This is a genomic window from Bradyrhizobium sp. Leaf396 (assembly GCF_001424605.1).
GTDB lineage: Bacteria > Pseudomonadota > Alphaproteobacteria > Rhizobiales > Xanthobacteraceae > Bradyrhizobium > Bradyrhizobium japonicum_C.
Genome location: NZ_LMQJ01000003.1, coordinates 42,336 through 64,734, shown reverse-complemented (window position 1 = coordinate 64,734; position 22,399 = coordinate 42,336). Strand labels below are relative to the sequence as shown.

26 protein-coding genes are annotated in these 22,399 nt (G+C 62.3%); 10 read left to right on the top strand and 16 right to left on the bottom strand.

What is annotated here, in order from left to right:
* The first annotated feature begins 192 nt into the window (after positions 1-192).
* Positions 193-1,686 carry an IMP dehydrogenase gene (gene guaB / locus ASG57_RS03985; RefSeq protein ID WP_024338201.1) on the top strand — a complete coding sequence of 498 codons (1,494 nt, stop codon included), beginning with the start codon at positions 193-195 and terminating at the stop codon, positions 1,684-1,686.
* Here guaB and ASG57_RS03980 read toward each other — a convergent pair whose 3' ends face one another.
* On the bottom strand, positions 1,687-2,121 hold the full coding sequence (locus tag ASG57_RS03980) for a hypothetical protein (RefSeq protein ID WP_035697906.1): 435 nt from the start codon (positions 2,119-2,121) through the stop codon (positions 1,687-1,689).
* A 335-nt stretch (positions 2,122-2,456) separates the two neighbouring features.
* Between ASG57_RS03980 and curA the strand changes: the two genes are divergently transcribed.
* Positions 2,457-3,479 (top strand): NADPH-dependent curcumin/dihydrocurcumin reductase, encoded by a 1,023-nt coding sequence (gene curA / locus ASG57_RS03975; protein WP_024338199.1) that lies wholly within the window; start codon positions 2,457-2,459, stop codon positions 3,477-3,479.
* A 169-nt stretch (positions 3,480-3,648) separates the two neighbouring features.
* Positions 3,649-3,942: a hypothetical protein gene (locus tag ASG57_RS03970; protein ID WP_024338198.1), complete on the top strand. Its 294-nt coding sequence runs from the start codon at positions 3,649-3,651 to the stop codon at positions 3,940-3,942.
* On the opposite strand, the gene ASG57_RS03965 is transcribed toward ASG57_RS03970, so the two are convergent.
* Entirely contained in the window at positions 3,943-4,782 is an 840-nt protein-coding gene (locus tag ASG57_RS03965; protein ID WP_024338197.1) for a metallophosphoesterase family protein, read from the bottom strand. It lies immediately after the preceding gene.
* Between the two features lie 68 nt (positions 4,783-4,850).
* On the bottom strand, positions 4,851-5,465 hold the full coding sequence (locus ASG57_RS03960; protein ID WP_024338196.1) for a hypothetical protein: 615 nt from the start codon (positions 5,463-5,465) through the stop codon (positions 4,851-4,853).
* A 155-nt stretch (positions 5,466-5,620) separates the two neighbouring features.
* On the opposite strand from ASG57_RS03960, the gene ASG57_RS03955 reads away from it, so the two are divergent.
* A complete protein-coding gene (locus ASG57_RS03955; RefSeq protein ID WP_057195763.1) occupies positions 5,621-6,043 on the top strand; it encodes an MAPEG family protein in 423 nt (140 codons plus the stop codon).
* Positions 6,044-6,071: 28 nt separating this feature from the next.
* The gene (locus ASG57_RS03950; protein ID WP_024338194.1) at positions 6,072-7,373 is read left to right on the top strand and encodes an RsmB/NOP family class I SAM-dependent RNA methyltransferase; all 1,302 of its coding nucleotides are present in this window, start codon (positions 6,072-6,074) and stop codon (positions 7,371-7,373) included.
* A 152-nt stretch (positions 7,374-7,525) separates the two neighbouring features.
* Here the strand turns inward: ASG57_RS03950 and ASG57_RS03945 are convergent, their stop codons facing one another.
* From ASG57_RS03945 to ASG57_RS03935, 3 genes are all read right to left on the bottom strand, one after another.
* The gene (locus ASG57_RS03945; protein ID WP_015686739.1) at positions 7,526-7,735 is read right to left on the bottom strand and encodes a cold-shock protein; all 210 of its coding nucleotides are present in this window, start codon (positions 7,733-7,735) and stop codon (positions 7,526-7,528) included.
* A gap of 257 nt (positions 7,736-7,992) precedes the next feature.
* Positions 7,993-8,325, bottom strand: coding sequence for a DHCW motif cupin fold protein (locus tag ASG57_RS03940; RefSeq protein ID WP_024338193.1), 333 nt, complete (start codon positions 8,323-8,325; stop codon positions 7,993-7,995).
* A gap of 146 nt (positions 8,326-8,471) precedes the next feature.
* The gene (locus ASG57_RS03935; protein WP_024338192.1) at positions 8,472-8,843 is read right to left on the bottom strand and encodes a nuclear transport factor 2 family protein; all 372 of its coding nucleotides are present in this window, start codon (positions 8,841-8,843) and stop codon (positions 8,472-8,474) included.
* Positions 8,844-8,989: 146 nt separating this feature from the next.
* On the opposite strand from ASG57_RS03935, the gene guaA reads away from it, so the two are divergent.
* Together guaA and ASG57_RS03925 are read left to right on the top strand one after the other, a co-directional pair.
* Positions 8,990-10,588 carry a glutamine-hydrolyzing GMP synthase gene (guaA, locus tag ASG57_RS03930; protein WP_024338191.1) on the top strand — a complete coding sequence of 533 codons (1,599 nt, stop codon included), beginning with the start codon at positions 8,990-8,992 and terminating at the stop codon, positions 10,586-10,588.
* Positions 10,589-10,881: 293 nt separating this feature from the next.
* Complete coding sequence (locus ASG57_RS03925) at positions 10,882-12,138, top strand: tyrosine-type recombinase/integrase (protein ID WP_057195777.1); 1,257 nt, start codon at positions 10,882-10,884, stop codon at positions 12,136-12,138.
* On the opposite strand, the gene ASG57_RS36455 is transcribed toward ASG57_RS03925, so the two are convergent.
* The 5 genes from ASG57_RS36455 to ASG57_RS03905 form a co-directional block, all read right to left on the bottom strand.
* Positions 12,104-12,391 carry a helix-turn-helix transcriptional regulator gene (locus ASG57_RS36455; protein ID WP_082528892.1) on the bottom strand — a complete coding sequence of 96 codons (288 nt, stop codon included), beginning with the start codon at positions 12,389-12,391 and terminating at the stop codon, positions 12,104-12,106. The two genes, ASG57_RS03925 and ASG57_RS36455, sit on opposite strands and share 35 nt — an antisense overlap.
* A 115-nt stretch (positions 12,392-12,506) precedes the next feature.
* A complete protein-coding gene (locus ASG57_RS03920) occupies positions 12,507-13,184 on the bottom strand; it encodes a class I SAM-dependent methyltransferase (protein WP_230646608.1) in 678 nt (225 codons plus the stop codon).
* A gap of 74 nt (positions 13,185-13,258) precedes the next feature.
* Positions 13,259-14,386 (bottom strand): cysteine desulfurase family protein, encoded by a 1,128-nt coding sequence (locus tag ASG57_RS03915; RefSeq protein WP_057195761.1) that lies wholly within the window; start codon positions 14,384-14,386, stop codon positions 13,259-13,261.
* A gap of 39 nt (positions 14,387-14,425) precedes the next feature.
* Complete coding sequence (locus ASG57_RS03910; protein ID WP_057195760.1) at positions 14,426-15,664, bottom strand: MFS transporter; 1,239 nt, start codon at positions 15,662-15,664, stop codon at positions 14,426-14,428.
* Between the two features lie 3 nt (positions 15,665-15,667).
* A complete protein-coding gene (locus ASG57_RS03905; RefSeq protein ID WP_057195759.1) occupies positions 15,668-16,408 on the bottom strand; it encodes an MBL fold metallo-hydrolase in 741 nt (246 codons plus the stop codon).
* A 74-nt stretch (positions 16,409-16,482) separates the two neighbouring features.
* On the opposite strand from ASG57_RS03905, the gene ASG57_RS03900 reads away from it, so the two are divergent.
* Positions 16,483-17,157 carry an ArsR/SmtB family transcription factor gene (locus ASG57_RS03900; RefSeq protein WP_057195758.1) on the top strand — a complete coding sequence of 225 codons (675 nt, stop codon included), beginning with the start codon at positions 16,483-16,485 and terminating at the stop codon, positions 17,155-17,157.
* A gap of 29 nt (positions 17,158-17,186) precedes the next feature.
* The gene (locus tag ASG57_RS03895; RefSeq protein WP_057195757.1) at positions 17,187-17,657 is read left to right on the top strand and encodes a PaaI family thioesterase; all 471 of its coding nucleotides are present in this window, start codon (positions 17,187-17,189) and stop codon (positions 17,655-17,657) included.
* An 87-nt stretch (positions 17,658-17,744) separates the two neighbouring features.
* Here ASG57_RS03895 and ASG57_RS03890 read toward each other — a convergent pair whose 3' ends face one another.
* From ASG57_RS03890 to ASG57_RS03870, 5 genes are all read right to left on the bottom strand, one after another.
* Entirely contained in the window at positions 17,745-17,948 is a 204-nt protein-coding gene (locus ASG57_RS03890; RefSeq protein WP_057195756.1) for a type II toxin-antitoxin system TacA family antitoxin, read from the bottom strand.
* 51 nt (positions 17,949-17,999) lie between these two features.
* Positions 18,000-19,184, bottom strand: a complete 1,185-nt coding sequence (locus ASG57_RS03885; RefSeq protein WP_057195755.1) for a trans-sulfuration enzyme family protein — start codon at positions 19,182-19,184, stop codon at positions 18,000-18,002.
* A gap of 88 nt (positions 19,185-19,272) precedes the next feature.
* Entirely contained in the window at positions 19,273-19,809 is a 537-nt protein-coding gene (locus ASG57_RS03880) for a prolyl-tRNA synthetase associated domain-containing protein (RefSeq protein ID WP_057195754.1), read from the bottom strand.
* Positions 19,806-20,231: a hypothetical protein gene (locus tag ASG57_RS03875; protein ID WP_057195753.1), complete on the bottom strand. Its 426-nt coding sequence runs from the start codon at positions 20,229-20,231 to the stop codon at positions 19,806-19,808. Before ASG57_RS03875 ends, ASG57_RS03880 begins: the two co-directional genes overlap by 4 nt.
* Positions 20,228-21,454 (bottom strand): MFS transporter, encoded by a 1,227-nt coding sequence (locus tag ASG57_RS03870; protein ID WP_057195752.1) that lies wholly within the window; start codon positions 21,452-21,454, stop codon positions 20,228-20,230. Before ASG57_RS03870 ends, ASG57_RS03875 begins: the two co-directional genes overlap by 4 nt.
* Before the next feature lie 97 nt (positions 21,455-21,551).
* On the opposite strand from ASG57_RS03870, the gene ASG57_RS03865 reads away from it, so the two are divergent.
* A complete protein-coding gene (locus ASG57_RS03865; protein WP_156402573.1) occupies positions 21,552-22,211 on the top strand; it encodes an ArsR/SmtB family transcription factor in 660 nt (219 codons plus the stop codon).
* Positions 22,212-22,399 lie beyond the last annotated feature (188 nt).

Sequence of the window (22,399 nt, the reverse complement as noted above, 5' to 3'; positions counted from 1 at the left end):
GATTCCGGCTCAAAAAACCCTGTGCATGGCTGGCCAGCGGCCCGAATTGCTTTGATTCGTCACGCGGCCGTGCTATCGACCCGCGTCAACCCCACCGATGGGCTCCGATTCTCAAGGCGATGCCGCAAGGTTCGCCGTGGGCGGCGCTCATCCATAAGCATTTGCGGCAGGGCCGCAGGAAGGAGTTGGCAAATGGCCACGGTGCAACTTCAGGGCATCCGCGAAGCCTTTACGTTCGACGACGTGCTGTTGAAGCCGGGCCTGTCCGACGTCATGCCGGGCGAGGTCGACATCCGTTCCCGCGTCACCCGCGCCATTCCGCTCAACATTCCGATCATGGCCTCCGCCATGGACACGGTCACCGAGGCCCGCATGGCGATCGCCATGGCGCAGTCCGGCGGCCTTGGCGTCATCCACCGCAATTTCGATCCGGAAGGGCAAGCTGCTCAGGTCCGCCAGGTCAAGCGCTACGAGTCGGGCATGGTGGTGAACCCGCTCACCATCAGCCCCGACGCCACGCTCGAGGACGCGCTGAAGCTGATGAGCGATCACGGCATCTCCGGCATTCCCGTCGTCACCGGCGCCGGCAAGTCCACGCCCGGCAAGCTGGTGGGCATCCTCACCAACCGTGATGTGCGCTTTGCGACCAATCGCCAGCAAAAGATCTCCGAGCTGATGACGCACGAAAACCTCGTTACGGTCCGGGAGAATGTCAGCCAGGACGAGGCGCGGCGGATGCTGCATCAGCATCGCATCGAGAAGCTTCTCGTCGTCGACGACCAATATCGCTGCGTCGGCCTCATCACCGTGAAGGACATGGAGAAGGCGGTCGCCCATCCGCTCGCCTGCAAGGACGCCCAGGGGCGCCTGCGTGTTGCCGCCGCCACCACCGTCGGCGACAGCGGTTTCGAGCGCACCGAGCGACTGATCGATGCCGGCGTCGACCTCGTCGTCGTCGATACCGCGCACGGCCATTCCCGTCATGTGCTGCATGCGGTGAACCGCATCAAGCGCCTGTCGAACTCCGTCCAAGTCGTCGCCGGCAACGTCGCCACCACGGAAGGCGCGCAGGCGCTGATCGATGCGGGGGCCGATTGCATCAAGGTCGGCATCGGCCCGGGCTCGATCTGCACCACGCGCATCGTCGCCGGCGTGGGCGTTCCCCAGCTCACTGCGATCATGGATGCGGTGGAAGCGGCGAAGAAGGCCGACATTCCCGTCATCGCCGACGGCGGCATCAAGTTCTCCGGCGACCTTGCCAAGGCGCTCGCCGCCGGTGCCGACATCGCGATGGTCGGCTCGCTGCTGGCGGGTACCGACGAGACGCCCGGCGAAGTATTCTTGTGGCAGGGCCGTTCCTACAAGGCCTATCGCGGCATGGGCTCGGTCGGTGCGATGGCGCGCGGCTCGGCCGACCGCTATTTCCAGCAGGACATCAAGGACACGCTCAAGCTCGTCCCTGAAGGCATTGAGGGCCAGGTACCCTACAAGGGCGCTGTCGGCCACGTCATGCACCAGCTCGCCGGCGGCTTGCGCGCCGCGATGGGCTATGTCGGTGCGCGCGACATGAAGGAGCTGCACGAGAAAGCCCAGTTCGTCCGCATCACCGGCGCCGGCCTCCGCGAAAGCCACGTCCACGACGTCACGATCACGCGCGAGAGCCCGAACTATCCGGGCGGGGGTTAGTTACGCCGACGCAACGCCATGTGATGGGATCGGCGGAGCCGAGTCATTCAGCTTCGCCGCATCCGGTCGCTTGCTGTTCATCAGCGACCAGATCAGCGCAACGGGCGTCGCCAGGACTGCCCACAGCGCTTGGCCGTCGAGGCTGACCCAGCTGTTGACGGTTATGCCGGCGAGGCAGAGCAGAGACGTCACGAAGGCCAGGAAATTCAACAGGTAGATAAACAAAACGCAGGGGTGACTGAGAAAGAGCGCGATCCACGTTGGCAGGAAGAGGAGAGCAAAACCTGCGAGATAATGTGCCGCCTCACCGAGATTAGGGGTGTCGTCAGCGAACCACGCCGAGAGCACCGGGCCGATCGCAAAGATCAGGACCGGAAAGGACGCCAGGGCGGCCGTGACTTTCCAAGCCATGCTCTTCGTTGCTGCGAGACCCATTTGCCCGATCTGCTGCCTCAGCGATGTCATTTCCTGTCCAATTTTCGTTTTGGATGTTGATCTCTTTGGCAACGCCGCTGTGCACGGCAGAGGCGAGGTGGTCTCTCTCGTGCACCCTAGACTGGTGGGGTGATCACGGCCCTAATTCGCCGCTTAAAATTCTAACGAAGGATGGCGCCGGTCGCGTTCCCTCTCGTGCCCCGGACGCGGCGCAGCACCGCGTCCGGGACGCGAGAGATGCGCGTGTCGAAACGTCACTAAACTCCACCGCTTTTGTGTTGACGCGCCGCTCCGCCTCCGCTTCCGTTCGCGCCGAAACACAATTCGGAGGAAGCATGTCCCAAGGCAAACGCATCGTTCTCGCCGCACGTCCCGTCGGCGAACCCAAGCCGTCTGATTTTCGCCTGGAGGAATTCGCTGTTCCGACGCCGGGGCCGGGCGAGGTCCTGCTGCGCACGATCTGGCTGTCGCTCGATCCCTACATGCGGGGGCGCATGAGCGAGGGGCCGTCCTACGCAGCTCCGGTGCCGGTCGGCGGGGTGATGGAAGGCGAGGCGGTCAGCGAAGTCGCGGCGTCCAACAATCCCGATTTCGCAGTCGGCGACATCGTGCGCATCCGCTCGGGATGGCAGACCCATGCGATCTCGAACGGGAAGGGCCTGATCAAGGTCGATCCCAAGCTCGGTCCGATCTCGACCTCCATCGGCGTGCTCGGCATGCCCGGCATGACTGCCTATACGGGTCTGCTCGACATCGGCAAGCCGCAACCCGGCGAGACCGTCGTCGTTGCCGGCGCTTCTGGCGCGGTCGGCTCCGCGGTGGGCCAGATCGCCAGGATCAAGGGCGCCCGCGCGGTCGGCATCGCCGGCGGCAAGGACAAGTGCGACTACGTCGTGAAGGAACTCGGCTTCGATGCCTGCATCGATCACCGCGATCCCGATCTCGCCGCCAAGCTCAAGGACGCCTGCCCCAAGGGCATCGACGTCTACTTCGAGAATGTCGGCGGCGCCGTGTTCGAGGCGGTCTTCCCGCTGCTCAATCCGTTCGCGCGTGTGCCGGTCTGCGGCCTCATCGCCCATTACAACGACACCGAGGCCAAGCCGCCGAAATGGGCCGCGAGCCTGATGCGCGCGACCCTGACCAAGCGGCTGACGTTCCGCGGCTTCATCGTGTCCGACTTCGCCGCCCGCCATGGCGACTTCCTGCGCGACATGTCGACCTGGGTCCGCGAGGGTAAGGTCAAGTACAAGGAATTCGTCACCGAAGGCCTGGAGAGTGCGCCGGGCGCGTTCATCGGCCTGCTGAAGGGAGCCAATTTTGGCAAGCAGCTGGTGCGCGTCGGACCGGACAAGGCTTAGCGCGACATCGGCCAGGTCTCACGTGCTTCCGTGCCAAGCTGGCTCGTGGGATGGTTAAGAAAGAGTCACCAAATGGTCACACCTGCCCGCAAAAACCGCAGGTGTGACCGCCTGTTCGTTGACGGTTCGACGAAGGCATTGAATCATCGCGCATATTTTAGGTGCTGCGATGTTCGAGATCAGTATTTTCTGCGTAATCCTCCTGGCCGCCGGCTATTGGGCGACCATGTTCATCATGGGCCGTCGCGACGACGTCATCCATGGCAGGTTCGTGCACACGGAGGAGGAGGGCGATTTCACGCCGGCCGCGATGCCCGCGCCACCGCCGTTTCCGAAGCGTCCGGTGAAAGCTGCGCAGTCCGCTGGTATTCAGCCAGTCGGCACCGAGGCCAAGCCCGTGAACAGCGAGGCGCTGCAATCCCTGCTCGCCGCGATCCAGCAGGATCTCAAGAGCGTCGCTTAGTCACTGCTCGCCCATCTGGGCAAGCAATTCCTCAATATCGACATCGCGCTGGCCCGCCGCCCTGACGTGTCGGACCTCGAGACTGTCGGGCTGGAAGCGGTATTCGACGAGGCCGACTTCCTTGACCGCGATGCGGTCCTGCCGCTTATCGTTGATGACGAAGCCCGCTGACGGCGCCCAGACGTGGCGGGTGTGGCGCCAGGTGAAGTCGCGGCGCTGGTGCACGTGGCCGCTGGCGACCAGACGCAAGTCGACCTTCCCGAACATCTCGATCAGCCGCGCTCGCGCCGGCTGCGGCACGTAGCGGATCGACGTCTCCGGCGTCTCGGGGTCGTCGGGCTGGTTGAGAAACAGCGGCTTGTGCAGGAACAGCGCGACCGGCCCGCCGTTCGTGCGCGAAATCTCGGAGGCGAGCCAATCGAACTGCTGGGCCTCGAAAGGCAGCCCCGAGTTCATCACCAGAGAATTGAGGCCGATGAAGCGCCAGCCACAGGCCTCGAACGACCAATGGTCTTCGCCGATGATCTCGCAAAACTGCCCGCGATGCGCCTCGTTGACCGGAGGCTTCGGCGCCGGACCGATCGTCGTCGGATTGTCGCCGATATCGTGATTGCCGGGGAGATAGCGGCAGGAAACGGGCAGCGCGTCGTGCAAGCCCTTCGCGAATTCGACGTCGTCGCGGCTTGTCGGCCCGTCGAACGAGACGTCGCCGGTGTTGACGACCAGGTCGGGCCTGCCGGCGTCGATGTGGTCGCCGATCGCCTCGAAGTTGGCGATCAGGCCGGGAAAGCGCCGGCCGAGATGGGTGTCGGAAATCTGGGTGAGGCGAAATTCGGGCATGCGACCATCCTAGCCGCGGCCGCGCGTCGGAACGATGACGGCGTAGGTGGGATCGCGACGAACAAAGTTTAAAGCACGCGGTAGCGGATCGTGTAGCCGTCCTGCGGTGCGACCGCGCCGGCGAGCGGCGATGCGATTCGGTCGGCCAGATGCCAGGGACCGAACTGCTCGGAGCGATGCGGTTGCGCCGGCAGACGCAGGCGGAATTCGAACGTGCCCTTGCCGGGCAGGTTCACGACCAGGACGCGGTCGGCCGTGCGGTGGTTGAGCGCCACCGCGCCGCGCAGCACCGCCCGCCCGTCGGCAAGATCCCGCACGCCATCGACCAGCGCCAGGGTCTGGTTGCGATCGGTGTGCAGCTCGATCTGGCTGTCGGTGACCGCCGCCAGCATCTCCCGCGGCATGCGGATCTCGAATTCGATGGCGGGCTTGGACGGATTGAGGCCGAGATAAGCAAGCGCCGCGTGGCGCATGTCGTAGGCGGCAAAGGCGAACAAGGCGAGTGCAGCGAACGCAGCCAGGCCATGCCGGGCGACATCGCGCCAAGTTCGATAGCTCAGGCGGAAGTACACCGTCATGGCCAGCGCGACCGCCAGCGCCGTCGCGATGCCCGATAGCGCAGACATCAGAATGCCGAGCTGGCCGCTGGCGGATGCGGTGAAGAGGCTGGACAAGGTGTTCATGGCGCCATCTCGCGTCGGGCCCAAGCGGCCGAAATCGCTTCAACTATCGGCGGTTGGTCGCCGAAGCGGGAACGGCGGTTCAAGTCGTTCATTGTCAGCGCCAAGAGTCGCCGCTAATGACGGGCGGCGGCATTTCGCCTCCCGGGAAAGTTCCGATGTCCGTTCAAATGGTCCTGCTGCCGGTCTTCGTGCAGGTCGCTCTCACCTTCGCGCTTCTGATCGGGATGGTCATGGCGCGCCGCAAGACGCTGGTCGCGGGGGAGACCAAGATCCGCGACATTGCGCTGGGCGAGCCGAACTGGCCGAAGGGCGCCACACAGATCGCCAATTGCTGCCGCAACCAGTTCGAGCTGCCGGTGCTGTTCTACGTCCTGATCGCACTGGCATTGCCGCTCCGCCGCGCCGATCTCTTCATCGTGCTGATGTCCTGGGTGTTCGTGGTGACGCGCTTTGCCCACGCGGGTGTTTTCGTCTCCTCGAACGATCTGGGCCGCCGCTCCACCGTGTGGCTCGCCGGCGTGCTGGTACTGCTGGCGATGTGGATCTACTTCGCGCTGAAGCTTCTGCTGCTGATCTAGGCGCTCCGCGCCCTTCGAAAGAATTCAAATGACACCCGCTGCACGGCTGTCCGCAGCCATCGAACTGATCGACACCATCGAGAGGGACCGCGTGCCCGCCGCCAAGGCACTGAAGGAGTGGGGCACCGCGCACCGCTTCGCCGGTTCCGGCGACCGCGCCGCGATTGCCGGCCTCGTCTGGGACGTGCTGCGCCGCTACGCCTCGAGCGCATTCCTGATGGATTCCGATACCGCGCGGGCTAGGCTGATCGGCATGCTCCGCCTCGAGCGCAACATGGATACGGCCACCATGGCCGCGCTGTTCGACGGCAGCCGGTTTGCGCCGGCGCCGCTGACCGAGGCCGAGCAGGCCGCGCTCGCCTCGCGCTCCCTCAAGGACGCGCCCTCGGCGATCGCCGGCGATTACCCCGAATGGCTCGACCCGCATCTTGCAAAAGTATTCGGCGAGACCCGCGCCGCGGAAGCCGCCGCGATGGCCAGTCGGGCCCCGCTCGATTTGCGCGTCAACACGCTAAAGTCCAATCGCGACAAGGTGCTGCGCGCGCTTGCTCATCTTCATGCGAAACCGACGCCCTGGTCCGCAACCGGCGTGCGCATCGAGCTTTCGGCCGATGCGCGCAATCCCGGCATCCAGGCGGAAGAGGATTTCATCAAGGGCGCAATTGAAGTGCAGGATGAGGGATCGCAGCTTGCGGCCCAGCTCACCGCGGCAAAACCCGGCGAGCAGGTGATCGATCTCTGCGCCGGCGCCGGCGGCAAGACACTGGCGCTCGCCGCCCTCATTCAGGGCAAGGGCCGGCTGATCGCGACCGACCGCGACAAGCGCCAGCTCGCGCCGATCCATGAGCGGCTGTCGCGGGCCGGCGTCCACAACGCCGACGTCCGCACGCCCAAGGGCGAGGCGGATCCGCTGGCCGATATCCGAGGCACAGCCGACCTCGTCGTGATCGACGCCCCCTGCACGGGAACCGGCACCTGGCGTCGCAACCCCGACGCCAAATGGCGGATGCGCCCGGGCGCGCTGGAGATCCGCCTGCGCGACCAGGCCGAGGTGCTGGAGCGGGCGGTGCCGCTGGTTAAGGCTGGCGGGCGCATCGCCTACATCACTTGCTCGGTGCTTTCGGAGGAGAACGGGGAGCAGGTAAGGGCGTTCACCGCACGCCATCCCGAATTCGCGGTCGTCCCCCCCGAGCAGACCGCGAGCGTGCTCTGGGACAAGGCGGAAGCTTTTGGCGAGGCCGCGCTGAAGTCGACGGAAGGCTGGCTGATGACGCCGCGGCGGACGGGGACGGACGGGTTTTTCGTGTCGGTGCTGAGGAAAATCGGCTAAGTGGTCCTCAGTAGTCATTCCGGGGCTCGTCCTGCGGAGCGCTCCGGATTGACGGCCTCAAATACAAAACCCCGCGCACCGGATCCCGGCCGCGGGGCTTTCTGAGTCTAGCGTTCTGCCGGTACGTCCGTGGTCAGAACGATGCGCAGGCGTTAGCCGACGCGGAGATTGTCAGCCGAGGACTTGCCGCTGCGGCGATCGGCGACGATGTCGAACGAGACCTTCTGGCCCTCGTTGAGGGTGGAGAGGCCGGCGCGCTCGACCGCGCTGATGTGGACGAACACGTCCTTCTGGCCGTCGTCCGGCTGGATGAAACCATAACCCTTTTGGGTGTTGAACCACTTCACGGTGCCCATAGCCATGGGAGTTTCCTTTGTTAGAGAGGGTACGCACGCGGACCGGTACGCGTCGCTGCGCCCTTGATCCTGTTCAGTCGATGTTTGGAGAAGTCATCTGAAGCGTGCGCGCCCGTCGGTAACGAAGCGAAGCGGCCCAGTCGTTCGGCCAAGTATCGATGATCACAATATAGCGAGAATTTTGGGCTACTTCAAGGCACCACCCGCGGCTCGGCATGTCGCGCGTGTTTGCTATTTTGCGGTGCAAATTAACCGTTGCGGCTTCAATCGACGATGAAGAGCGTGGCGCCCGTCGCGGTCGAGGACCGGTGCGCGGCGTCGCCAAAATCCGACACCTGGTAGCTCATTCCCGCCGTAAGCTTGAACTTGCGCCCGTCGCGCAGCTCGGAGTCGAGGTCGCCCTTCAACACGTAGAGCACGTGGCCGCGGTCGCACCAATGATCGGCGACATAGCCCGGCGAATACTCCACCATCCGCACCCGTAGATCGCCGATAGTGAGCGTGCGCCATTTTGCCTCGCCGCTCTCGCCGGGATGCGTGGTCACGTCGATCTTGCTCCAGTCGGTGACGGTGAAGGGGGAGGTGGGGAGCTTCATGGGGAGTCCTGAATGGGGGGCGATGCTTGGCGTAATGACATAGCAACAAACTCCGTCATTGCGGGGAGCCTCCAACGAAGCAATCCAGGACTGTATCCGGGGATAGATACTGGATTTGCTTCGCTACGCTGGCAACGACGGACAGGCTAGTGCACCAAATGGTTCGCCGAGCCCTGCACGATCAGCCCTGCATCGTTCACCCGCAGATACTCGCAGATCTTCTTCCCGCGCTCGTTCGCATAGAACACCACGACGCTGTCGGGGCTGACGAACAGATCGATCAGCGAGAAATGCAGCTCCGGCAGCAGCCCGAGTGCCTTGCCCCAATAGGCGCGCAAAGCCTCCTTGCCCCGCACCGTGCCGCTGGCGTCGAACCCCATCGCGGGGATGCGGTCCGAGGTCATCACGGCTGCCTCGTCATAGAGCGCGAGCACGCGCTCGAGGTCGCGCGCGTTCCAGGCCTCGACCCAGGTGCGGCCGAGCGCGGCCAGCATTGACGGTGGATGATGCTGTGGCATGACGTTCTCCCTGATGGCCCTCTCGGGGGGCGGATATAATAGGTCAGTATTACTGACCTTTATAGCCCTGTCCATGCCCAAAGAAGCATGTGGGCGCGCGCAGCCGCGCGGTTGCGGCCCGGGCCGCGCCAGCGTATCTGCTGGCCATGACAGCAGCACAGAACGACCGCTCCGCGTCGACGCCCTCGGTGGCCTCGGCGCACGACAAGATTCTCATCGTCGACTTCGGCAGCCAGGTGACGCAGCTGATCGCGCGTCGCGTCCGCGAGGACGGCGTCTATTGCGAGATCGTCCCGTTCAACAAGGCCGAAGCCGCCTTCGACGAGATGAAGCCGAAGGCGGTGATCCTCTCCGGCGGCCCCGAGTCGGTGCATGAGGCCGGCTCGCCCCGCGCGCCGCAATCGATCTTCGATTCCGGCGTGCCCGTGATGGGTATCTGTTACGGTCAGATGACCATGGCGGCACAGCTCGGCGGGGAGGTCGAGGGCGGGCATCACCGCGAGTTCGGCCGCGCCGATGTCGAGGTGAAAGCCGACAGCCAGCTGTTCGCGGACGTCTGGTCGTCGGGCAGCAAGAACCAGGTCTGGATGAGCCATGGCGACCGCATCACCAAGATGCCGCCGGGCTTCTCCGTCGCCGGCACCTCGCCGAATGCGCCCTTCGCGATCATCCAGGACGAGAGGCGCAAATATTACGGCCTGATGTTTCATCCCGAAGTGGTGCATACGCCCGACGGCGCAAAACTCATTCGCAACTTCGTCCGCAAGATCGCCGGTCTCACCGGCGACTGGACCATGCGCGCCTTCCGCGAGGAGGAGATCGCCAAGATCCGCGCGCAGGTCGGCAAGGGCAGGGTGATCTGCGGCCTCTCCGGCGGCGTCGATTCAGCGGTCGCGGCCGTCCTGATCCACGAGGCCATCGGCGACCAGCTCACCTGCGTCTTCGTCGATCACGGCCTGATGCGCCTCAACGAGGCCGAGCAGGTCGTCGACCTCTTCCGCCACCACTACAACATTCCCCTCGTGCACGTGGACGCCTCGAAACAGTTTTTGGGCGAACTCGAGGGCGTCACCGACCCGGAAGCGAAGCGCAAGACCATCGGCCGCCTCTTCATCGAGGTGTTCGAGGCCGAGGCCAAGAAGATCGGCGGCGCCGATTTCCTGGCGCAAGGCACGCTCTACCCCGACGTGATCGAGAGCGTCTCCTTCACCGGCGGACCGTCAGTCACCATCAAGTCGCACCACAATGTCGGCGGTCTGCCCGAGCGCATGAACATGAAGCTCGTCGAGCCCTTGCGCGAGCTGTTCAAGGACGAGGTGCGCAAGCTCGGGCGTGAGCTCGGTCTGCCCGAAATCTTCGTCGGCCGCCACCCGTTCCCGGGCCCGGGCCTTGCCATACGCTGCCCCGGCGAGATCACCCGCGACAAGCTCGACATCCTGCGCAAGGCGGACGCCGTCTACATCGACCAGATCCGCAAGCACGGCCTCTACGACGAGATTTGGCAGGCTTTTGCGGTGCTGCTCCCGGTCAAGACCGTCGGCGTCATGGGCGACGGCCGCACCTACGACTACGTCGTGGGCCTGCGCGCCGTCACCTCGACCGACGGCATGACCGCGGACTTCTACCAGTTCGACATGAAATTCCTGGGCGAGACGGCGACGCGCATCATCAACGAGGTGAAGGGCGTGAACCGGGTGGTGTATGATGTGACGAGCAAGCCGCCCGGGACGATCGAGTGGGAATGATTTTTGCCTATCCGATGGTATCCGAAACTACGCTGCAATACGCCATAACCCTCTGACAAATAAATAAAATCATAGCGATACCTATCGCGTGCTATCGGTGTGCAGAGATGGGCGTTGACGGGCCGGGCGACGGGTCTCGCCCATATTGATCAGCTGTGAAAACGAAAGTACCGTCAGGGATGAACAGGCCTCTGACGGTACTTTTTTCGCATTAACTCGTTGAAGTGACGCGGAATTTTTCGCCAAGGCCAGCCAAAAACCGCATGACGGTACTTTTTGGAGGTGGCGCGGAGATGCTAACGGATGCGGCGATCAAGGCTCTGAAGCCTCAGAGCAAAATGTACAAAGTTGCGGATCGGGACGGCATGTATGTGCGCGTCATGCCATCCGGTGCGATATCGTTTCGCCTAGACTATCGGCTGAACGGCCGTCGCGAGACCGTTTACCTCGGGAAGTACGGCCGCGATGGCATCTCACTGGCTCGCGCTCGCGAACTCTGCATTGATGCAAGAAGGGCCGTCACCGAGGGTCGCTCCCCCGCGATCGAAAAGCAGCGTGAGAAGAGACGTCTGAAGGAAGCAAAGAGCTTCGGGGAATTTGGAGAGAAGTGGCTCGTCAACGCGCCGATGGCTGACAGCACGCGTGCAATGCGGCGTTCGATTTTCGAACGGGAGCTGCTTCCGGTTTGGCGCAATCGTCTCCTGACTGAGATCACACCAGACGATCTGCGCGCGCATTGTGGCAAGATCGTCGATCGGGGCGCTCCAGCGACAGCGATCCACGTGCGGGATATCCTCAAGCAGATTTACGGCTTCGCCATCCTGCATGGCGAGAGGGTCGCGAACCCGGCCGACGACGTTGGGCCAGCATCAATCGCGACCTTCGCGCCCAAGGACCGCTCCCTATCTCCAAGCGAGATCCGGATCATGCTCAAGGAGCTGGAGAAGGTGGCTACGCTGCCCACGATTCGGCTCGGGATGAAGCTGTATCTCCTGACGATGGTGCGCAAGAGCGAGTTGCAGGACGCGGTGTGGGACGAGGTAGATTTCGAGAACGCCGTTTGGACAATTCCGAAGGAACGTATGAAGCGATCGAAGGCTCACAACGTCTATCTGTCTCGTCAGGCCCTTGACATCATGATCGCTCTTAAGACCTGCGCGGGCAACTCGCGATATCTGCTGCCATCGCGGTACGATGCCGATGCGCCGATGTCGCGCGCGACGTTCAATCGCGTGACGTATTCCGTTGTGGAGCAGGCGAAAAAAGAAGGGCTGCCGTTGGCGCCGTTCACGGTGCATGACCTTCGGCGGACAGGGTCGACACTGCTCAACGAGCTTGGCTTCAATAGCGACTGGATCGAAAAGTGCTTGGCGCACGAGGATGGCCGGTCGTCTCGTGGAGTTTACAATAAGGCCGAGTACGAAATTCAGCGCCGCCACATGATGCAGGAATGGTCCGACATCGTGGATGCGTGGGTTGAAGGCCGGAAGCACGTGCCTATTTTGCTCCCTCCGGCTATGCCTTTGATGGAGCTTGATCCCGCCCTTTGATTGGCCGCGTCCGTCGCTTCGTCACGTCGGGGTGCTGAGCGCGCCGGATCGGCGCCGCTCGCCGCTCAAGTAGCCACGCTTCAACCTCCGCAAGGTCCCAAACGACGCACCGTGGGGACAGTGCAAAACGCTGCGGGAACTCGCCCCTCTGTTCCATCTCGTAAATAGTGCTGTCAGCGAGCGGTACCATTTCGCGCAGCTGATGACGTCTGATTGTCCGGCGCAAAATTGGATTGGTATTTCCTGGGCTCATTCTATTGGCCTCCTTAAACTATGGATGACAATAGAAAGCGATAGATATTGAGCGTGAGAAGCCTCTGCGGACACGCGTGCGGGAATATCGCACCATAGCGTACAAATCGGATGATTCACATTTCTGAGGAGAATGACTGCGCCCGACATTTGACGCTGCGACCTTTTTCTGCGGCCTGGACGATAAACGCTGCGCCCAGGGTCGTCCGTCGGCCGAGCCACGGGTCAATTGCAGCTAGTCTCGAAGCGGCAGCGCCGGACGGAGGATAGAAGGTGGCGCCTCGCGTTTCGGAAGCAGTAAGGCCTTGGCGGGTAACGAGGCGGCGAAGCTCTGATGCGGTCCGGAAGTGCGCGTGGCGCCAGACGGAATTGCCCATCCAGCCCTGGATTCGTCGCTGTGCCGCCCACACGTTCCAGCGACCAAGTTCCCCTACAATGAGCCGTCCGCCTGGTCTCAAGACCCGCGCCATCTCAGCAACGGACTGCTCGGCGTCTGGGATAAAGCAGAGTACCGTTACTGCAACGACGCGATCAAAGGCGACATCCGGGAACGGCAATGCGCCGGCTTCCCCTTGTTCAAGAGCGAGGGTGATGCCCTCTTTAAGAGCGCGGGCCTGTGCGGCCTTGAGCATGGTGGGATCCGGATCGAGGCCAGTGACGATCCCGCCTCGTTTGGCTAGCTCTACGGCGAGGACGCCGTCGCCGCAGCCGATGTCGAGGACGCGCAGACCATCAACGTCGCCGAGCAACCTGGTCAACGTCTGCTGCTGAAGCCGATCGGTGATCTGTCCCAACGTGCTCGCGCGCCACCGCTCATATGCCTCGGCCAGCGGACTGCTACCTCTCGGGGCTTCAGAAGCCACAGCCGTTACGGGGTGCCGGAGCGCATTTCTGCGAGGCGAGCGATAACGGCATCGATCTCCTCGTCGGTCGTACCGCGGCCGAGGCTGAAGCGGATCGCGCCCATGCCGACCTGCTCGCTTACCCCCATCGCGGCCAACACCGGCGACAGCTCAATGCGTCCGGCATGACAGGCGGAGCCGGTCGAGGCCGCGACCCCTTTCAATTCTGAGAGCACATCTGCGCCGACGCGACCGACGAAGGCCACGTTCAGGGTATTTGGAAGGCACCCATTCTCTGGACCGTTGATCGCAACGCTGTTGCCAAAGATCGTCCTGAGCTGCTGCCAGAATCGATCCCGCAATGCGCGGACACGCTTTTGAGGTTCGAGATCGCTGGCGAGTTCCGCTGCTTTCCCGAGTGCTGCTGCCAGAAGAACGCTCTCGGTGCCGGCGCGGCGACCGTTCTCGTGCCCAGCCCCATGGATCAATGGCTCAATCGGCGTGCCCTGTCGGATATAAAGGGCGCCGATAGCCTTCGGCGCGTAAAGCTTGTGCCCCGCGATTGTGAGGAGATCCACGCCAAGGTCGTCGACGCGTGTAGCGATTTTTCCAACAGACTGGGCCGCATCGGTATGGAATCGAACGCCGTGATCGCGCGCGACGGCGCTTATAGCCTCGATCGGCTGAATCGCTCCCGTCTCATTGTTGGCGTGCATGACGGTAATCAGGATGGTGTGAGGCGTGATTGCCTGCCGCACAGCATCTGGGTCGACCAATCCGTTTCGGTCGACCGGGAGCACGGTCACGTTGGCGCCGAGTCGCTTGAGGAATTGCAGCGGCTTGAGAACCGCCGGATGCTCGGTCGCCTGAGTGATGATGTGATCGCCTTTGTCGCGGAGCGCAAAGAACGTTCCCTTGAGTGCCATGTTGTTGGCTTCGCTGCCGCCGCTCGTGAAGGCGATCTCGTTCGGATCAGCGCCAAGAAGTGCGGCGATCTGGCCGCGCGCCCGTTCGAGTATCGTCTTGGCCGGTACGCTCGCCCAATGGCCGCTCGAAGGATTGCCGAAGGGGCTGTCGAGCAGCGCGCGCATCGTGGCTGCGACCTTGGGGTCCAGCGGTGTGCTTGCGTTATAATCGAGGTAGATGTCGGTCATATTTATTCTCGAGTTCGGACGCTGGAAGGCGTCTGCCGATCAACGGCGTTCACGCATTGTTACCGCGACGATGAGGCCCGACAGGAAAGTCAGTGCGCCGATCGCGAGAATCGCAGCAGTGAAACCGAAGCGATCGGCGATGAGCCCGGCAGCGAGCGCTCCGATCGCGTAACCGAGATCACGCCAGAAGCGATAGACACTAAGGGAGCGCGCTCGCCACGTGGGATGTGAGGCGTCGGATACGGCAGCTATCAAGCTCGGGTAGACCATCGCGGTGCCGAGCCCGAGCAGTACGCTGGCGACGAACCACCATTCGAAGCGGCCAGTCAGGGCGGTCAGAACCAGACCGGCGGCCTGGACCCACATCCCGGCGACGATCAAGCCCTTTCGGCCCCAACGGTCGCTGAGAGGTCCGGTTAGGATCTGTCCGACTCCCCAGACGATCGGATACACCGCCTTGAGAATGCCAATCCGTTCGACGCCGAGGCCAAGCGTAGTGAAGAAGAGCGGGAAAATGCCCCAGCTCATGCCATCATTCAGGTTGTTGACGAGGCCCGCTTGCGATGCGGAGAAGAGGTTGCGATCCTTGAAGGAGGTCAACACAAAAATCTCCCGGAACGAGAGAGGCGAAGCTTCCTTCGTGACGCCGCTTGCTTCGAGCCTAACGTGGTGTCTGGTATCGCGAACCACGAGGATTGAGAGGATCGTGCCAACCACGGCATAGAGCACGCCAAGATAGATCGGCGCCGGCCGCAGACCGTAACGACTCGCCAAGTAGCCGGTCAGGAATGCGGTAAGTCCGACGGCGAGATAGCCGGCGAACTCATTGAGGCCGACGGCTAGGCCTCTGCTTTTGGGCCCAACCAGATCGACCTTCATGATGACCGTCATAGACCACGCAAAGCCTTGACTGAGGCCGAGCAGGACGTTGGCCGCAATCACCCATTCCCAGTTAGGGGCGGCGATAATCATGAAAGGGACGGGCAGACCGATCAGCCAGCCGACAATGAGGACACGCTTGCGGCCCCAACTGTCGGCAAGTTGGCCGGAGATCAGGTTTGCGAATGCTTTCACCACGCCGAAGCTGATGATGAAAGACGTGATGAGCGTCGTGGATTCAATGTGGAAGGTTTCGGAGCCGATCAGCGGCACGACTGTCCGCTCGATGCCCACCATGCCGCCCACGAAAGCATTGATAAGTACGAGAAGAGAGAACTGACGCCAGTTCTCCTTCAAGCCCAGCACTACGGTCTGTGAAGTCGTCGAAGCGGAGTTCATAGGTCAGGCCGCCGCGGCCGGCCGTCCAGAATTTGCGGCGCGTAGCCTCGCCGCCTCCGGAGGCGCTGGCGGAATGTCCGTGAGCATAAAGTCAATGAATTCCGCTTCGTCCTCGATGCCGAAGGCTCTGTTGTGCCGCTTTTCGAATCCGATGGTGGATACGGGGTTCGCGCTGAGGCTGCGTCCGCAGACGGAGCCTGCATAGGCACCCGGCAGAACCTGGACGTAGTCGGGAAGCGCCTTCAGCTTCTGGACGCTGCGGAACAGATCCTTTGCACCCACCTCGGCGCTGACCGCAAGTTCGGTGCGACCGAGATCGCCGACCATGAGGGTATGCCCGGTCACCACGAACCAAGGTTCGTCGGCGCGCGTGCGGTCCGTGACGAGCAGTGCGATGTGCTCGGGTGTATGCCCGGGAATTGACAATATCTTGATGGTGACGTTGCCCAATGCAAGCTCGTCGCCATCGCTCACGCTCTTGAACGGGATGGCCACGTCAGCCCGCTCGGACAGCACGTATTCTGCACCCGCAGCATCGGCGAGCGCGCGCCCTGTGGACACGTGATCTGCATGCACGTGTGTGTCGATCACATAGTCGATCTTCATCCCAGCGGCCTGTGCCGCCGCAAGATAGAAGTCGGGTTCAGCCACCGGATCGACGACGGCCCCGGTCGCCTTTCCCCCGCAACCCAGGAGGTACGAGATGCCAACCGGATCATCGTGTAGGAACTGTCTCAGGATCATCAGCTTGCACTCCACAAAGCGAGGTGATAGATTGATTCAATCATTCTGCTGAATGTTTATCTTAGGAGGACCGATTGTCAAGCGTTGGACCGAAGCAAGCGATCTTCGAAAGCCTCGCGGAGATCGCGCAGGCTATCGGACACGCAAATCGACTGGAGTTGTTGGAGCACATTGCGCAGGGCGCGCGGTCGGTCGAGGATCTTACCGCGCTTTCGGGCATGTCCTTCGCGAACACGTCACGCCACCTGCAGATCCTTCGGCGGGCTCGCATCGTGGAGAGCGAGCGTCAGGGCAAGCGGGTGCTTTACAGTCTTGCCAGCAGCGCTGAAGTCGTCGCCTTAATCAAGGCGCTTGGCCAGGTCGGAGAGCGAAATCTCGCCGAGATTGGCCGCGTGATGAACGACTATTTCCATGCCCGTGATTCCCTGGAGCCGGTTTCGCGGGCGGACTTGGCTGAGCGCGTGGAACAGGGGATTGCCATCGTGCTGGATGTCCGGCCGGAGGACGAGTTCGCGGCGGGCCACGTCCCGGGTGCACGCAATATCCCCCTCGCTGAACTGGAGAAGCGGTTAAGCGAGCTACCGAAAGGTGTTGAGGTCGTCGCTTACTGTCGCGGACCATACTGTGTGCTTGCCTATGAGGCCGTCGCCGCTTTGCGCGCCAAAGGCATTAACGCTCGCCGCCTCGAAGATGGATTTCCGGAATGGCGGGCAGCGGGACTCGCCGTTGAATCTCGCGTCGAGGCGTGAGCAGTCACGACATCCGAAGGGGATAGAACGTGAAGGCCATCCAGGATTTCTATCCCGAAGAGTTCGCGCATTGCTATGGTTGCGGCCCTGCGAACGCGCAAGGGCTTCATCTGAAGAGCTATGTCGACGGGATCGAGACTGTAGCGCGGTTTAAGCCGGCTGAAATCTACAGCGGCGGATATCCGGGGCACGTCTATGGCGGAATGATCGCCTCACTGCTCGACTGTCACGGGACGGCTTCGGCCGCCGCTTTCGCCCACCGTGAGCGGGGTCTCGAGATGGGCCAGGGGGAAGAGCCGATCCGCTTCGTAACGGCCTCGCTGAGGATCGAATATAAACGTCCCACCCCTCTCGGAGTGGAACTGGTCATTCGCGGGTCTCTGTCATCCCTTGACGGGCGTAAAGCGATCGTCGCGCTATCGTTGAGTGCGGACGACGAACTGTGTGCGAGCGCGGAAATGCTTGCGATCGAATATCGTCGGCAAACCCGGGCGCCCTAGGAGTAGAGCGAGCCGGCTTTCTGAGGGCGCGCCGCGGACGAGGACGGCGCAATTTCGACCGCGACCGCGTCTGAGCAGCGCCGTTTCCTAGATGGTCGGCATGAAGGCGTCGTAGCCGCGTTCTTGGGCCACCGCCAAATGCCAGTAATCTGACACCTGCCTTGCAGAGGTGAGAACGGCCTCACGCATGAATTCGAGGCGTGATTGTCCAAACTGTCGTGCTGCCACATCAATGATGGTCAGATCGCTCTCGGAAAATTGCAGCGAATTGATCGGTGTGATGACCGACATTTAGTTCTCCTTCGAAATTGACCTGATGCGAGCCAGGCTCGACCTCGTGGTCTAACCGAGCGCCTGCTTCAGGTCTGCGATGAGGTCTTCCGCGTCTTCGAGGCCGCAGGACAGACGGACCATGCCATCGACGATGCCACGCCGCGATCGTTCCTCGGGCGTCATGCCGTGGTGGGTCGTTGTGATGGGTTGCGTCACCAAGCTTTCGACGCCGCCTAGGCTTGCCGCGATCGTGAAATATCTCAGCTTGTCGACGGCGGCGGCCGTGGCCTGTGCGTCACCGTCATATACAAAGCTGAGAATGCCGCCGAAGCCGGCCATCTGTGCGGCGGCAACATTGTGGCCGGCGAAGTTTGGCAAGCCAGGATAGTTGACTTTCTTGACCTTGGGATGCCGCGCAAGGAATTCAGCGACCGCCTGTGCATTGGCGTTCTGCTGACGCACGCGCACGACAAGAGTGCGCAGGCTGCGCGCGAGCAGGAAAGCGACTTCCGGCGCCATCATCTGCCCGAGGTTCTTGCGCCATGGCCAAATCGGATTGATCAGCGACTTGGCCGCAATCACGACGCCGCCGGTGAGATCACTGTGGCCGCCAAGATACTTGGTGGTGCTGTGAACGACGATGTCGGCGCCGAGTTTGAGCGGCGACTGGTTGACCGGTGAGGCGAAGGTGTTGTCGACGACCACGAGGACGCCGCGTGCTTTGGCGACCCTCGCCGCCTCGGCGATGTCGATCACTTCCATGTTCGGGTTGGTGGGGGTCTCGAAAAAGACGATGCGGGTGCGATCGGTGATGGCGTCGTTGAGCCGGCCGATCTCGCTGCCGAGGAGGAATGTCGTGTTGATGTCGAGGTTGGGCAGATTGCTTTCGAGCAGCTCATAGGTGCCGCCGTAGACGTCACCGATGCAGACGATGTGATCGCCATTGCGGCAGTTGGCCAGGATCGTGGCTGCCTCCGCAGCCATCCCCGAGCTGAAGACCAGTGCTGCTTCTCCGCCCTCCAAAAGAGCTAGCTTGCGCTCGACGGATTTGATCGTCGGGTTGAGACCGTAGCGCGTATAGAGGTTTCCGTCTGCGCGCCCTTCGACGACATCGAGCAGAGCCTTCGTGGATGGGAAGCCGAAGGTGGAATGATTGTAGAGCGGCGTATGGATGCCACCGTTGGCGTCGAGCTGCTCGCCGCCATGGACGCACAATGTTGAAAGTCCGGTTTGAATATCAGCTTCGGTCGCCATTTAAGCGCTCCTCGTCATTGGTCAGTTGGTTGGGGGACGCTGGGCGAGCAAATCTCAACTCCGGCGCGCCGGCTGTGCGACCGATCCCCTAATCGGGAACGGGTTCATCAAAATCGACGATCATGGGCTCGCGACCGCATGAGCGTATGAAGGTCAAAAGGTCGTCGGGCCGAAGGCCGGTGCTTTCGGTATTGATCAGAGGATGGAAGTTGAGCTGATCCGCATTGAGGAGAGACGCGTCGATCACGGCCGTAACCACACCCTCAATATCGTTGATAAGGCCCAAAGGCGTGAGAGCGCCCGGTACGACGCCGAGATATAGTTCTACCTTCTCCCCTGATGCGAAGCCGAGCTGGCCCTTGGCCCCGACCCGCTTGTGCAGTGTCTTCAGATCGATAGTTCGATCCTCGTGGATCGATAGAAGGAAATGCCGGCTCTTCTTGTCTTTCAACAGAAGGTTCTTCGTGAAGGTTCCAGCCATTTGCCCGCGCAGAGCCTTTCCTTCTTCAACTGTCTTGTGCGCGGGGTAAGAGACGGTTGGGGCCGCTATTGCGAGATTGGCGAAACGGTCGAAGAGGCGCGCGCGCGATTCTGCGGCGCAGGGGTCCAGAAGCGTGTCAGTCATGCAGGGCTCTTCATTGTTGGGTGGAACGTCTGACCAGCCAAGCCGTGGATGAGGAGGATTTGAGCGACGATCGTCATCAGCGCCCCGGCGGACATCAGTAAGTGCAGGTAGTGATTGGCGTACAGCGGAGCTGAGAAATCAAAATGCCCTTTGGAGATTTCGTTCCAGGCATTGAAATGCTGGGTTCCAGCCACGACGACGCCGAGTGCTGCTATCGTTGTCGCCAGATATCGAAGGAGCCAGTGGGACGCTGAGGGAAGCAGCATCAGCGCTCCCAAGATGCCGATGACAGACCGGCTGACGCGGCAATAGCCACATGGGTCCACAATCCCGAGGAGGTCTGTTCCCCAGGTCACAAGGCTGACCGTGATCGATAAAATCCCCACTGCTTTCGCGACAGTGGACAGCGAATAGCGGATCATCGAGCACCCTTTCTTATGCTTGCGGGAGAGAGATCCGGCGCAGGCCGCGCGCCACCAGAGGTCCGGAAGCTGAACCAGAGGAGGACGAGCGCAGCTATTGCCAACCAAGGCAGCAGTAGACCGTTCAGGGTTTGCCAGCCGACCGCCTCGAGAAGGCCGCCAGCGCCGAAGGAGCAGGCAAGCCCGACGACGAAGATCGTCATGTCGTTTGTGGCTTGGGCCCGGCTTTTCTCGGCAGGGCTATAGGTGGTGGTCAGCAGCGTAGTGCCGCCGATGTAAAGGAAGTTCCAGCCCACTCCGAGCAGCACCAACGCGCTTGCAAAGGACCCGAAGCCGGTACCTGTCCATGTCATGAAGACATGGGCGCTGAGCAGAGCCACACCGGCGAGCATGATGCGCAGAACACCAAAGCGCGCGATCAATGTTCCGGTGAAGAAGGACGGCAGGAACATGCCGAGGACATGCAATTGGATGACGGTGGCCGCCGTCGTTAGTTCATGATGGTGATGAGTCATCGCGATCGGAGTCGCAGTCATCGCGAGGATCATGATCCCGTAGCCAGTGGCTGCCCCGAATAGAGCGACGAGATAGCCCGGCTGACTGACGATAGTCGCCCACGGACGGCCCTTACCGGTATCGACATGATCGATCGCGATGTTCGGCATGCGAAGCGCGAGCAGAGCGCCGAACGCAGCCAGCGACACGATCGCGAGGATCAGGAACGAGCCAACATATGCGGGCTGCAGCAGAGGGCCGCCCAAGCGTCCCAACATTGGGCCGAGCAAAGCGGCGACGACGCCGCCGGCAAGCACCAGGGAGATGGCACGCGGACGGAAGGCGTCATCCGCAACTTCGCCGGCCGCGAAGCGATAGAACTGGGCGAAGGCTTGGTAAGCGCCAACCAGCAGGGTGCCCAGGGCAAGCAGTCCCAATGAACCAAGCCATATGCCGCCGGCTCCGATAAGGCCGCCGAGCACGCCGAGCGTAGCGCCGAGCAGGAAGCCGGCGCGCCGGCCCACCCTCGCCATCCATGCCGATGCCGGGAAGGTCGTGATAGCGGTGCCGAGAAACATCGCGGCAATCGGCACGGTCGCCAGTTCGGGGCGGCTCGCGATTTGACTTCCCGCCAAACCGCCCACCGTCATCACCAGGACGGAAGCGGTCTGAAACAGCGCTTGGGCCGTGGCAAGGACGAAGACCTGCCTGTGGCTGTGTTTTCCCATTATCGACAGGACCCCCGCAAAGGCATAGGATTGACACTGGTAGATTCATCATTCAATGTATTCCTTGAATGATTCAACGTGAAGGGCGGCTTTGTCAATGGCCGGGGCAAAAAAACAGGTCTTTGCGCAGTTCGCTGAAGTGGCTCGCACCCTCGGCCATGCGAACCGGCTCGAACTGCTTGAGCATGTGTCTCAGGGGGAGCGATCGGTCGAACGCTTGGCGGAGCTGACCGGGATGTCGGTCAACAACACCTCTCAACATCTTCACCAGCTTCGCCGGGCGGGGTTCGTGCAGTCGCGAAGAGCGGGCAAACAGGTCCTCTACGGTCTCGGGGATGGCCCCGTGCTTTCGTTGCTGGGCGCCCTTCGCTGCTACGCCGAGAAAAACTGCGCCGAGGTCAAGGAAATCGTCTCGGACTATTTCGAGAAGCTCGACATGCTGGAGCCGGTGTCGCGGGAGGAGTTGATCCGCCGCCTTTCCGACTCGAGCGTGGTGCTGCTTGACGTTCGGCCCGAGGACGAGTTTTCGCTCGGCCATGTGCCCGGCGCTCTCAATGTGCCGCTCGAAGAGCTGGAGCGGCGCTTGGCCGAGCTTCCGAAAGATCGAGAGATCATCGCCTACTGCCGCGGTCCCTATTGCATCCTTTCATTCGAGGCGGTCGCCGCGCTTCGCGCGAAAGGCTATCAAGTGCGGAGACTGGAGGACGGCTATCCCGAATGGGTTGCTGCCGGCCTCGAGGTAGAGGCGGTCGCATAGGTGGTCGCCCCAGGATGCCCGACCCCGCGCTCAATCTCTGGAGATCAGAAGACGCGGTAGCCGCATTGAGACCGAGCGGCCTAGCGGCTCGGCTCGGCAGCAACTCCAAGTCAGAGAGATGCGTGGGACGCAGAAATTGCCCGCAGAGGCGGCGCGGCAGTGCGACCGTCGTCACTTCTCCTCGTGGG